At 35.5% G+C, this 11,666-nt stretch carries 5 protein-coding genes; all 5 read right to left on the bottom strand.

Features of this window, described 5'->3' with window-relative positions; translation table 11 throughout:
- Nucleotides 1–592 precede the first annotated feature (592 nt).
- Nucleotides 593–1,498 carry a carbohydrate kinase family protein gene (locus IRZ99_RS20965; RefSeq protein ID WP_194659325.1) on the bottom strand — a complete coding sequence of 302 codons (906 nt, stop codon included), beginning with the start codon at nucleotides 1,496–1,498 and terminating at the stop codon, nucleotides 593–595.
- 93 nt (nucleotides 1,499–1,591) lie between these two features.
- Nucleotides 1,592–3,796: an alpha-galactosidase gene (locus IRZ99_RS20960; protein WP_194659324.1), complete on the bottom strand. Its 2,205-nt coding sequence runs from the start codon at nucleotides 3,794–3,796 to the stop codon at nucleotides 1,592–1,594.
- A 209-nt stretch (nucleotides 3,797–4,005) separates the two neighbouring features.
- Nucleotides 4,006–6,957: an FAD-binding and (Fe-S)-binding domain-containing protein gene (locus IRZ99_RS20955; RefSeq protein WP_194659323.1), complete on the bottom strand. Its 2,952-nt coding sequence runs from the start codon at nucleotides 6,955–6,957 to the stop codon at nucleotides 4,006–4,008.
- A 91-nt stretch (nucleotides 6,958–7,048) separates the two neighbouring features.
- Nucleotides 7,049–9,346 (bottom strand): aminotransferase class III-fold pyridoxal phosphate-dependent enzyme, encoded by a 2,298-nt coding sequence (locus tag IRZ99_RS20950; protein ID WP_194659322.1) that lies wholly within the window; start codon nucleotides 9,344–9,346, stop codon nucleotides 7,049–7,051.
- A 156-nt stretch (nucleotides 9,347–9,502) separates the two neighbouring features.
- Nucleotides 9,503–11,638, bottom strand: a complete 2,136-nt coding sequence (locus tag IRZ99_RS20945; protein WP_194659321.1) for a beta-galactosidase — start codon at nucleotides 11,636–11,638, stop codon at nucleotides 9,503–9,505.
- Between the last annotated feature and the right edge of the window lie 28 nt (nucleotides 11,639–11,666).

Genomic DNA, 11,666 nt, shown 5'->3' with positions numbered 1-11,666 from the left:
GTTTGTAAGAATATTCCGTAGTGTTTGTATTTACCTCAATTCTTTTATTTCCTGAACTGCCATTTTTATAGACTTCACACAGCAATACATTCTTTACTGAGAACTTTACAACATATCGCATTAAGCTTCTTTTTCGCCTTTTACCTCTTTATATCGCCTTTTTGGTCTTTGTCACAAAGACAACAAGGCACAAAGTCTTCTTTTCACGCTTTTCCGATACGTATCTTTCTATACTTATATATAAGGCCTCTCTTGAAAACAACTCTCCTAGCCCCGATAGTAGTGGAAATCCTTTTGTGGTGGGGTTCACCACAAAAGATTGTAGCGGATAGCGGGATCAGCTCCTTATTAAAATACTACTTCTTCTCTAAAGAATCCTTCTTATATATAGTACAAATTCATACTTATTAATACATATACAATAAATTTCAGCTGAAGTTTAGTTTTTCTTTTTCATCATAATTAGGGATCAGAAAAGTTAGCTGTCTAAAACAGATCAGACGTTAATCTATACTATAATAAGGTAATAAAAAAATAGCCCTTAAACATTCTCAGTTCAAGGGCATAATTTTAAACACCTATATAAGGAAGACTATACTTTTACATTTAACATTAAATTTTCAATCTTAGAATACGGTATTTCCGGATTGGCCCCTGGCGCCGCTGCAACTAATGCTCCAACTGCACAAGCAAAATTAATAGCGTACTGAGGTTCTTTATCTGTAAATAAGGAAGTAATTAAAGCTGCCAAAAATGAATCGCCTGCTCCTACTGTATCCGCAACTTCAACAGGATAACCACCGTTTTCGTAAATTTGCCCATCCCACATTAGCAAAGCACCGTGCTTACCTCTGGTGACACACATTGCAGTAACTTTAGTTCTTTCTGCAATAAAACGCATATTTTCTTCTAAACTGATAGATGACGACTTCATCGTTGCCGTAATTTCTAGTAACTCTTCATCATTGAACTTAATAAAATCTGAAGCATGCATTAATTGCTCCAGCATTTCATAAGTATAATGTGGTTTTCTTAAATTAACATCAAAAACCTTATAAGCCTGAGTTTGCAACAATTCTTCCAAGGACGCTCTTGATATCTTATCTCTACAAACTAAGCTTCCGTAAATTAAGACATCAGCATCGAAAGCTATCTTTTTAGCGAAATCGTTCAATTCAATTTTATCCCAAGCTGAAGGATAAGCGATTTCATAACTTGCTGAACCACGTTCATTCAATGTTACATTTACTAAACCAGTAGGAAAATCTTCTGATTTAACAATAGTATCTGTTTCCAGCCCTAAGCTTTTTATCTGATTGATAATTGCTTCTCCGTCTTCATCATATCCTACGCAGCTAATCATGGCCACCTCGCAACCGAATGTTTTCATACGTAATGCTACATTTAGAGGTGCACCACCAATCTTTTTCTCTTTGTTAAAAACATCCCAAAGCACCTCTCCGTAGGCCACTGCCTTAAGGTTTTTTCCGTTATTCATTCTAAAATTATTTTAATATCTTAAACTTACAAAAAACAATATTCTATTTTCTCTTTAATAAATTTCTAACTACTTTATAAAGTAATATTTATTTTAGCTCTTGGTGATTTTCAATACAACACTGCTATTTGATACTGTTACATTTGGATTAATACCAATCTGCATTAAAAAATCACCTGAATAAACGGCAGTTTCTACAGCTGCTTTTTTATCAGGATAAATATTGATTTCTTCTACTTTATAATTTAAGTCTGATTGTAGTCCTTTTAATTTAACTGGAAGATGTGTCCCGGCTTCATATCTGGAGTTAACAGAATAGCTGAATACCACTGCTTCGTTTCCATTTTTATTGACAAACATTACTGATGCTGCATCATTATCCCACGGACTTTGCAAACGATACTGATCACCCTGCCAGATTGTATTACTTAGTGCATTATAATTTTTTATAGCTTCTTGGGTAAAAGCTAAATCTTTTTCGTTTAGATCTTTAACCACAATATCAAAACCTAATCTTCCCATCATGGCAATATCAGTACGGTATTTAATCGACTGTTTACCCCAATCGGTAACGTGTGCCGCAATGGTAAGCGCCGGATAAAAATACGAGTATTCCCATTGTATGTATACACGCTCTAAGGGATCGGTATTATCACTTGGCCAAAATTCTGTAAAATATTTCAAGGCTGCATAGTCTACTCGGCCTCCTCCGCCAGAACAAAGCATCATGGGCACTTTTGGATATTTTACGCGAATGCGTTCCAGAACTTTATATAGTCCGTTTACATAATCCGTATAAAAATTATTCTGCTTGTCTTTTAGATTACTAGAGTACGCATTATAAATTACGGCATTACAATCCCATTTGATATAAGCTAATTCTGGGTTTTCAGTAAAAAGATTATCTACAATACCGTAAACAAAATCCTGGACTTTTGGATTTGATAAATCCAAAACTAGCTGATTACGGAAATAATGTTCTGCTCTTGCCGGTTGTTTAATAACCCACTCCGGATGTTTTTTATATAAATCACTTGCAGGGTTTACCATTTCCGGCTCAATCCAGATTCCGAATTTTACCTTATTGTCTTTGGCTGTTTTTACTAAAGTTCCAATTCCGTTTGGCAATTTCTTTTTATTTACCTCCCAATCTCCCAAACCTGCATTGTCATTGTTACGTGGATAATTGTTTCCAAACCAGCCGTCATCCAATAAAAACATATCTACGCCCAGCTTTTTACTATCGGCAATAAGTACTTTAAGTTTATCCTCGTCAAAATTGAAATAAGTCGCTTCCCAGTTGTTCAGCAATGTCATACGGCTACCTTTACCGTCTAATATTTTGTTATTTCTTGACCAATCGTGCAAATTACGACTTGCATATCCTTTTCCTTTTGATGATAAGGTATACCAAAATTTAGGTGTTGAAAAGACTTCATTTTTAGGCAATGAATAAGCAGCTGCCGCATTGTTAATACCTGAGATAATACGCAGATTATTTAATGGATCTAATTCTAAATCGGTTCTAAAATTCCCTGACCATTCTAAACCTGCAAACAAAACTTTTCCTTCGTCTTCTGTAGCTGGTTTATCCAAAGAAACCATAAATACTGAAGGCTGAAATAAATTAGCGCGAGCACCTAGTTTTGTGTCTAAAACCTTAATTCCGTGTGTCAGTTTTGTTTCTTCAGGCTGCATTTCTCTTGCCCATTCACCATGATATTGGTTTAGCCAAAAATTACTGTATCCTTTCAGATATAAATTTGCAGAAGCGTATTTATTCAAAGTAATATTTGCTTTTTCGCTGTGCTGAATTGTGGTCCACTGTTCGATAACATCTGTGTCATAATAGGCAAGAATAAACAGATGAACCTCAACAGGATATATGGGATCTTTAAGGGTAATTTCAGTTTGCGAAATTCCTGTAGTTACCGTTGTTGTTTTGTGTGATACATATAACAAATCTAATGACGTATTCCCGTCTGCATGTGTTATGGTAATTGCAGGTTCTAATAAATTTTTAGATCCTGATGGTGTATAGGCTGCATTATAAATTCCCGAATAATCTGCTCCCTGACGAAACTGTCCCTGAATTTTTTCATAATCAACATCATTTGCCAGTTTTTCTCCCAAATAAATAGTGTTTACTTCTTTTCCCGGAGTTACCTGCAAAACAAGTGCATTGCTTTTTGTTTTTACTGAGATAATTTGTTGTGCTGTTATCGTACTGGAATAGCTTGTCAGAATAAAAAGAGCTATCGTGAAAGAGCTCGTTAACGTTATAAAGTGTTTTTTCATTTAAGTGTATCTATTTACTTCTTTAGTTGATAAACATTATTTCGAAAAGAAGCTCTTATTATATTATCGAGACTTCTTTAAGAAATAAAAATAGGAATCAAATCCTAAATATCTTCAAAAATAGAAAAAACTTAATTTTTTTAACAATATACATTACTTTCCTTTGCAGCTAATAGTATGGTCAATTCCTAATTTATTCAGTAATAAAATTACTTTAAAGCCCTATAAAGTATCTCTACCGGATGTTGCGCTATACGTCCTGTACCATCTGCAATTTGATGCCTGCAACTTGTTCCTGATGCAGAAATCAATGTTGCGTGTTCTTCAGAACGGATGGTTGGAAACAAAACCAATTCTCCTATTTTCATCGAGATATCATAATGTTCTTTTTCGTAGCCAAAAGATCCCGCCATACCACAACAGCCACTCGGGATATTTAGAACCGTATAATTCTTTGGTAAAGTTAAAATTTTCTTTAGTGGTACCAATGATGATAAAGCTTTCTGAAAACAATGTCCATGCATTCTAACTCTTTCTATTTTATCTGTAAAACTATCAGAGGTGATTCTTCCCGCTTCTAATTCTTTGGCTAAAAACTCTTCGATTAAAAAAGTTTTTGTTCCAAATAATTTTGCTTTCGTTTTTAAATCTCCACGACATAAATCAGGGTATTCGTCAAGGAAGGTTAATATTGCAGAAGGTTCTATTCCGATTAACAAACCTTCTTCGGGGATAGCTTTTTCAAAATCCTGAGTATTTTTTTCTGCAATTTCTCTAGCTTCTTTTAGCATTCCTTTTGAAAGATAGGTTCTTCCGCTTATACCGATTTTAGGAATTTCAACCAAATACCCCAAACGATTCAGAAGCTTAACAGTTGTCTGGCCAATTTCTACATCATAATAATTCAGAAACTCATCATTATACAGATATACTATACCATTTATAAAATCTCCTTCCTGAATGTAATTTTTTATCCATTTGGCAAAAGTAATTTTGTGCATTAAAGGCAACTTTCTTTCTGTTGCAAAACCAGTTGATTTTTTGATGATATTCCCTAGTAAACCTTTAGTAGATAAATTATAAGCCCACGGAATTGAAGCAAACAAATGGTTTATTTTTGGTGTGTTCCCAATTAATCTCGAGCGAAATTTTACTCCATTTTTGTCATGGTATTGTTGTAAAGTCTCCGCTTTAAGTTTTGCCATATCCACATTCGAAGGACATTCTGATTTACATCCTTTACAACTTAAGCACAAATCAAGTACATCAAGAAGGTTTTCGTCATCAAACTTATTTTCTTTTTTTGAATTTGTGATGGTTTCTCTTAAAATGTTTGCTCTCGCACGAGTAGTATGTTTTTCGTCGCGTGTCGCCATATAACTCGGACACATGGTACCGCCGCTTTTCTCCGTTTTTCTACAATCCCCCGATCCATTACACATTTCGGCCGCGCGCAGGATTCCGTTATGTTCTGAGAAATCAAAATAAGTATCCGGCATTGGGGTGTCCTGACCCGCTGTGTATCTTAAACTAGAATCCATGGGTGGTGTATTCACGATTTTACCCGGATTAAAAACGCCCCAAGGATCCCAAACATCCTTTATCTGAATAAACAATTGATAGATTTCTTCGCCCAACATCAACGGAATAAATTCACCACGAAGTCTTCCATCTCCATGTTCTCCGCTTAATGAACCTTTATATTTTTTTACTAAATGTGCAATATCTGTTGCTATCGTTCTAAACAGTGCTGTTCCTTCTTTAGTTTTTAAATCAATAATGGGACGAAGGTGTAATTCTCCCGTGGCGGCATGCGCATAATGCACACAGTTTAAATTTCTTTCTTTTAAAATTGCATTAAAATCTTCGATAAAATCAGGTAAATCATTAACATCTACCGCAGTATCTTCAATTACAGCAACGGCTTTTGCGTCGCCGGGAATATTAGACAATAAACCCAATCCTGCTTTTCTTAACGTCCAGACTTTATTAGTATCATCACCATAAACAATCGGAAAATGGTACCCCAGATTTTTAGAACGCATCAACGCTTCCATTTCCTTTGCGATAGCATCAATTTCTTCTTGTGAATCTCTTAAAAATTCAACTGCTAAAATAGCCTGAGGATCTCCTTTTACAAAAAAGCGATTCTTGCTTTGTTCTATATTTTCTTTGGTACATTCCAAGATATAATGGTCAATTAACTCAACACTATCCGGATTGAATTTCAAAGCTTCTATATTCGCTTTAAGCGATTCATTGATACTTTCAAAATGAACACAAACTAAAGCTGCATAAGGTTTTAAAGCATCAACTAAATTTACTTTTATAGCGGTGGAAAAGAATAAAGTCCCCTCAGATCCTGCAATTAATTTACAAAAATTGAATTTTTCATTCGAATCTCCAAAAGGCATAGCATCTGCCAATAAATCTAAAGCATAACCTGTATTTCTTCTCGGAATTGTTTTCTTCGGAAAATTATCTTCAAATAAAACTCTGTTACTTTCAGAAGATAATATTTCTTTGGCCTGCAAATAAATAGCTTGCTCTAACGGGCTCACGACATTAATTCCGTTGCATTTATCTTCAAACTCAGCATTGGTCAAAGAACCAAAGGTGACTTCATTTCCATCAGCCAAAAAACCTTTTATTTCCAATAAATGTTCACGTGTAGATCCATAAATAACAGATCTTGCACCACAGGCATTGTTCCCAACCATTCCACCAATCATGCAACGATTACTGGTTGAAGTTTCCGGACCAAAAAACAATTTATAGGATTTTAAATGAAGATTAAATTCATCGCGAATTACACCCGGCTCTACCCAGGCTGATTTATTAGCCTGATCTACCGAGATAATTTTGGTAAATTCCTGCGAAATATCAACTATAATTCCGTTTCCAACTACCTGACCCGCAAGCGAAGTTCCGGCTGCACGCGGTATTACACTACTGCCATTCTCTCTTGCAAAAGCGATAATTTTCTGAATATCCTCTTTTGTTTTCGGAATCGCTACTGCCAAAGGCATTTCTTTATAAGCGCTGGCATCAGTTGCGTAGAGCAAACGCATGGTGTGATCGTAAAATAATTTACCTTCTAATTGTTTCTCTAAACCTTCAAGATTAATGGAACTCTTGGAAAGGATATTATTATCATTCATTTTAATACTTTATTATATAAATTTCGCCACAAAGGCGCAAAGTCGCCAAGGTTTTGTTCTTAAACTTCGTGCCGTTGCGACGACATTTCTTTTACAATTCGGTTAAAGCGATATCTAATAATCTTACCATTTCATCCGCATTTTGCTTACTGAATGTCATTGGAGGCTTTATTTTTAAAACGTTGTGCAAAGGTCCGTCGGTACTTAGTAAATAACCGTTTGCTTTCATTTTTTCCACCACAATGTCTATTTCAGGAACGGCAGGTTCCATAGTTGTTCTGTCTTTTACCATTTCGGCTCCAATGAACAATCCATGTCCGCGAACGTCACTAATAATTGGATATTTTGCCATTAAACCTTTAAGCCCGTTCATTAAATGATTTCCAACTTCTAAGGCATGTTTTTGCATTTCTTCTTCCTGAATAACATCTAAAACGGCTAATCCTGTAGTCATTGAAACAGGATTCCCCCCAAAAGTGTTAAAATATTCTAATCCGTTATTGAAAGCATCCGCAATTTCTTCTGTTACAATCACAGCTGCTAATGGATGTCCGTTACCGATTGGTTTTCCTAAAACTATTATATCCGGAATTACATTTTGCAATTCAAATCCCCAGAAATAATCTCCAATTCGGCCGAAACCAACCTGAACCTCATCAGCAATACAAACACCTCCGGCTGCTCTGACATAGTCATAAGCTGTTTTTAAATAATTTTCGGGTAACGGAATCTGACCTCCAACTCCTAATAGCGTTTCGCAGATAAATACGGCTGGTGCTTTGTCTTCTCTTTTTAAGTCTTCAATAATTCTTTGTACATCAGCAGCATATTTTTCACCCGCTTTTTCGTCGTCATATTTATAAGGACCACGATACAAATCAGGATTAATTGCTTTGTGTATCCACGGCATTTGTCCAGAACCGCCTTTACTATCAAATTTATACGGACTCATTTCCATTGCAACTGTGGAAGTTCCGTGATAGGCATGATCCAAAACAATAATATCTTTTTGTTTGGTAAAATGGCGGCTCATTCTGATCGCTAAATCATTAGCTTCACTACCCGAATTTACGAAGTAACAAACGCTTAATTTTTCCGGTAATGTTGCTGTTAGTTTCTCTGCATACTCCGTTATGGCATCATTTAAATATCTGGTATTGGTATTTAAAGTTGCAATTTGCTTTTGCATTTTTCGAACTACAACCGGATGACAATGCCCAACATGCGAAGGGTTATTGACGCAATCTATAAAGGTTCTTCCTTTATCATCGTACAAATATTGCAAAGCTCCTTTAACAATTTTTAATTTGTCTTTGTAACCGATACTTAAATTTCGGCCAATTTTCTTTTTTCGAACTTCGAGTAAATCGCTGTAATCATCATTGTTTATTAATCCGGTAAAACCGCAAGCTTTTCTAAAAGCATCTTGCGCTTTGATTGGATTAATCTCGATTAATTTATATAGCAAATTCCAGGCTGGTTTTTCGGTAATAAAATGATGTTCATTATTACTGTCTAATGATGCATTATAAGCCGATTGGGTTACGCTGATACAAAGTCTTCCCGCAATTAAATAGTATAATAAATCTAATTCCTGCTCTTTAAGTGGATATGCTTTATGATACCCCGCTACAATCGATGCCGCAACTGCTAACGGATCTTCCTCATCCAACATGGCATAAGTACAGGCTATCGCTAAATTATTGGCTAATGCAGTATAAATCATATCGCCAAAATCAATCAAACCACTAATACGATTTTCTTGTACTAATATGTTATAATCATTGGCATCGTTATGAATATATGCATGTCTTAAACGGTGAATTTCCGGTACTACTTCTGTGTCAAACTGTAACAAAAAATAACCTGCAATTCTTCTTTTTTCATGGTTCAGAATATGTTTTAGATTATCACCTGCTTCGCTGGCACGGCTAATATCCCACGTATAACTACGATGCATTGCAGGATGAGAAAAATCCTGCAATGCATGATCCATACTTCCTAAAAATGAGCCTAAATTATGGTTTAATTCACTTGTTTTTTCTTTTGCATCAACCCAAAAAGTACCTTCTAAAAAGTTTAGGATTCTTATATAATAGGTTTTAGAATCTCTTATTATCTTCGTTAATTCTTCTCCTTGTTTATTGATGCTAAAGTGCTGAAAACAATCTGAAATATTGCTTTTTTTAAGATGCTGGATAATATTAATCTGCGCTTCCAGAAATGGAAACGGGTGACTCTCATTTGATACTTTTAGAATGTATTTTTCATTTTTTTCATTCGATAAAAGAAAATTTAATTCATCATACCCATTTAATGCTTTTACGGTTACATTTAGTCCGTAATGCTCTTTTACTAAACCCTGAATTGTTTCTTCTGAAAAAGTCATTGGTATTATATTAAATTGTTTTTGTCTTTTTTTTTTTTTTCGCCACGAGTTTACTTCTTTGTTTTTTCGCCGCGAATTTCACTAATTTACACTAATTACTATGCGTATGCTATTTTAAAAAATTCGTGCTCATTCGTGAAATTCGTGGCAAACCTTTTATTTCCAAATTAAAGCCTGAGCTGGTTGTAAAGGATTTTGTCCCACAAGTATCTTACTTCCTGCAGGAACCTGCAAATTAACTGGTTCATTCGTATAGTTTACACCCACATAAAAACCATCGCGCCATTCTATAAAAACTCCTTTTGGCAAATCTTCAATTACTACTTTAGCTCGAGAGTAAACAGTACGAACCACTTCTCTTTCTAAGGCACCGTCATTGCTTTCAACACCAATATAGGTAATGGTTCCTTTTCCCAATTTTCTGGTAACAACAGCCGCTTTATCTTTGTAAAACTGATCATCGTAAGTTGCTAAAACTTCTGTTCCTGCTTTTGGAGTCAATACATCTGCCCAGGTATTCCATTTATAACTGTTATTTCCTGCTTTGATAGTCCCGTTTACATCTGCAACTAACATATCAAAAAAGTCAACATCTGCACCAATTAATGGAACAATTGGAGCGTTCCAGTTTGCTTCAAAGAAATGACCGTTTTTATCTTTTTGGCCTGTGCGACATGATAGAATTAAATTTCCTCCGTTCTCCACATATTTTTGCCACTTCGCTACCAGTTTTTGATCTACTAGCTGATAAGCAGGTGCCACAATAAAAGCATAATCATCAAAATTATCTCCTTCAGTAATAAAATCCATTGGTGCGCCAGTTGATTTAACGGCAGTAGTATAAGTATTTCTATGTTTCCAGGTGTTCCAAAATCGGGTTTGTTTTTGATTTTCTAAATCCCACAGATTTTCATGACTCCATAAAAAACCTGTTTTTCTCTTTGCGATTTCCTGAGGCATTATAGCTTTTGGATCGTACTCTTTACGAAGCTTTTTCATATCTTCAATCGATTGTACAAATTCTTTTCCACCCTGAGAAAGGGTAACACCGTCTGTTCCTACTATTCCGTCGTGGTACATTTCGCTGCTTCCAAGCGGATGCCTGTATCGATACGTACAGGTAAAAGAACAACCGCCGCCAAAAGCTTGTGAAAGCCACATATGTACTGTTCCCGGAAGTAATTGTGGATTGATACTGGCCCAATTTACTTGTCCCGGCTGCAATTCCATAACACCTGTAACGCCACTTATTGATCTGTAATAATCGTTTGCCTCTAAAATTTTACTTGGAGAACCCATTCTAAAACTATCTCCACCTAAAGGATTCTGACCGCTTACAGGATACATAGTATAGGTGATGAAGTCCATTTTGTCTGCACTTCTTGGATCGGCATCGTAAATTACATTGGTAAAGTTTGTTGTAATCCATTGTTTTGGATCTGTATATTTTCGAAGTATTTCGGCCTGTCTGTTCAAGTATTCACCTTGTGCATCCGAAGTAAATCTTTTAAAATCTAAAACAGCATGCGGACTTAATTTATCTTCAGAATACATTTCGGCATTTGGTAAAACAATTTGTTCGAAATTATTATATCTCGTACTCCAAAAATTCCCAACCCATTCTGTATTTAGCTTTTCTATTGTTCCGTATTTAGCTTTAAGCCAGGTTTGAAAAGCTTTGCGGGCAGAAGCACTAAAATCGGCAGTTCCTAACGGTTCATTGTCGATTTGCCAACCCATAATATTTTTATTCTTACCGTATCTTTTCCCTAATTCCGCTACAATCTTATCGGTAAATTCTCGGTATTTTTCATTTGTAATAGATACGTTGGCTCTATTTCCATGCTCTCTGCGACGACCGTTTGCATCAACCAGATAGATTTCTGGATATTTCTCTCCCATCCATGCAGGAGGTGTTGGTGTTGGTGTACAAAGAATAACTTTTAATCCTTCTTTTTCGGCTATAGCCAAAGCATCATCGAGCCATTTAAAATCATACTTTCCTTCTTCGGGTTCCATATAAGTCCAGGCAAATTCAGCAAAATGAGTAAATTCAAATCCGAACTTTTTAATATTTTTTAAATCACGTTCCCATTGCTCTCTTGGCCATTGCTCGGGATAATAATAAACCCCAATTTGCATTAAATCTTGTTTCGGGAAAAAACGCTGTGGGTCTTTCTTTTCCGTTGCAATAGTTTTTTTAGTTTGAGAAAAAACAGGTGTTGAATTGCAATTCGCAATAAGCAAGCCTGTTAAAACTATTTTTGTTAACGATATTTTTTGGTTGAACATACTTTGTAATATTGTTGTGTTAATCAAA

Source organism: Flavobacterium sp. LC2016-12 (genome assembly GCF_015351595.1).
Taxonomy (GTDB): Bacteria; Bacteroidota; Bacteroidia; order Flavobacteriales; family Flavobacteriaceae; genus Flavobacterium.
Note: the sequence above shows the minus strand (reverse complement) of the source record. Positions and strands in the feature narration are given on the sequence as shown.

Excerpts from the sequence above, each read along its gene's own strand:
- IRZ99_RS20965 (WP_194659325.1), bottom strand. The coding sequence starts at position 1,498 with ATGAATAACGGAAAAAACCTTAAGGCAGTGGCCTACGGAGAGGTGCTT.
- IRZ99_RS20960 (WP_194659324.1), bottom strand. The coding sequence starts at position 3,796 with ATGAAAAAACACTTTATAACGTTAACGAGCTCTTTCACGATAGCTCTT.
- IRZ99_RS20955 (WP_194659323.1), bottom strand. The coding sequence starts at position 6,957 with ATGAATGATAATAATATCCTTTCCAAGAGTTCCATTAATCTTGAAGGT.
- IRZ99_RS20950 (WP_194659322.1), bottom strand. The coding sequence starts at position 9,346 with ATGACTTTTTCAGAAGAAACAATTCAGGGTTTAGTAAAAGAGCATTAC.
- IRZ99_RS20945 (WP_194659321.1), bottom strand. The coding sequence starts at position 11,638 with ATGTTCAACCAAAAAATATCGTTAACAAAAATAGTTTTAACAGGCTTG.